This is a genomic window from Brevundimonas sp. (genome assembly GCF_041688735.1).
Classification (GTDB): Bacteria; Pseudomonadota; Alphaproteobacteria; order Caulobacterales; family Caulobacteraceae; genus Brevundimonas.
In genome coordinates, this window is sequence record NZ_JBDNHO010000059.1 from 1 (window position 1) to 1,685 (window position 1,685).

General features: G+C 68.5%; 1 protein-coding gene. It reads left to right on the plus strand.

Annotated features, from left to right (window positions below):
- Positions 1 to 384: 384 nt before the first annotated feature.
- Positions 385 to 1,685: S8 family peptidase (locus tag ACESMO_RS06585; RefSeq protein ID WP_372707369.1), on the plus strand; the 1,301-nt coding region annotated here is incomplete at its 3' end.

A 1,685-nucleotide genomic window follows, 5' to 3' on the forward strand; every position in this document is an offset into this window, starting at 1 on the left:
AACGTCAGCGGCTCGTCTGAATGTCGATTGAACCTGGTCTTCGCCAGCGTTCACCACAGGCCCACCAGCGCCAGCGGCCACGTCTTCGTAAGCCGCGAACCACGCGATAAATCCTTGATTGCAAACGACCATGAATGATGTCTACGATCATGGGCCGAGGGGCGTGTAGATTTTAGGACTGCCATGTCGTGGATCCGTCGGCGACTGTTCGTGCCGTTGGCCTGTCTGGTCGCGCTGGCCCTGCCCCTCGCCGCGTGCGGCGGCGGTGGCGGAGGCGGTGGATCTGGCGGGGGAGGCGGCATCGTCACGCCCCCGCCGCCACCTCCACCGCCCCCTCCACCGCCGCCTCCTCCACCGCCCCCTCCACCGCCACCGCCCCCGCCGTTGGCGACGTCGGCCGAGTATCTGCGCAACTATGGCGTGGTGAACACCAAGGCCATCGCCGCCTGGAACCTGGGCGCGACAGGCGCGGGCATCAATGTGGCCGTGGTGGACTCGGGCATCGACTTCGCCCAGCCCGATCTCGCGGGACGCATCTCGACCCTGTCCACGGATGTCGTCGACGGTCGCAACACACCCACGGGGACGCCCGGCCCTGAGGGACGGCCGGCTCACGGCACGACGGTCTCCGGCATCATAGCCGCGGGCTTCAACGGCTTCGGCACCATCGGCGTGGCCTATGAGGCCACGATCGTTTCGATCCGCGCCGACATCAGCAACTGCACCGATCCGACGGATACGGTCTGCTTCCGCTCCAGCGACCTGGCGAGGGCCATCGACTACGCGATCGCCAACAACATCCGCGTGGTGAACATGTCGCTGGGCGGTAGCACGCCGATGGGCACGACTTTCGAGGCGGCGCTGCTGCGCGGCGTCAACGCCGGCATCGTCTTCGCCATCGCTTCGGGCAATGAGGCGGGCGACAGTCCGGAATGGCCGGGCCGCTACGCCAGCGATCCCCGCTATCTGGGCAGCATCATCGTGGTGGGCTCTCACAATGCCGCCGAGGCCATGTCCTCATTCTCCAACCGCGCGGGCGTCTCGGCCGCAGCCTTCGTCAGCGCGCCCGGCGAGCAAGTCATCACCGCCTGCGACGGCACGATCTGCTTTCGCGTGAGCGGCACCTCCTTCTCCGCGCCCGCCGTGGCCGGAGCCATGGCGCTGCTGCTGGACGCCTTCCCCAACCTGACGGGTCGCGAGGCGGTGCAAATCCTGCTCGCCACCGCGCGCGACGCCGGCGATCCGGGCGTGGACGCGATCTTCGGCCGGGGCCTTCTGGACATCGCGCGGGCGTTCCAGCCCGTGGGGTCGACCAGCGTCAGTATGGCCAATGGATCGTCCCTGGCGGTCACGTCGGAGCGCTTTTCCTACACCGGCGCGGCGTTCGGCGACGCCATCCAGGTCGCCCAAGGCCTGCAGACCGTCGGTCGTGACGACTTCAACCGCCTGTTCAAGGTCGATCTGAGCGGCGCCTACGGCCTGGCCCCGCGCGCCTCGGCCAATCTTCTGCCGCAGGCCCCGCGCCAGCAGGCCAGGCTGACGACCGAGGGCCCGTTCGGTTCGACCCTGTCGCTGACCACCAGCGCGGCGGTCGAGGACACCGGCTTCGACCTGGCCTCGGCCACCAGCGTCATCACGCCCTGGCTCGACGAACGGCGCCGCGAGGACGTCATGGTCGAGTTTTC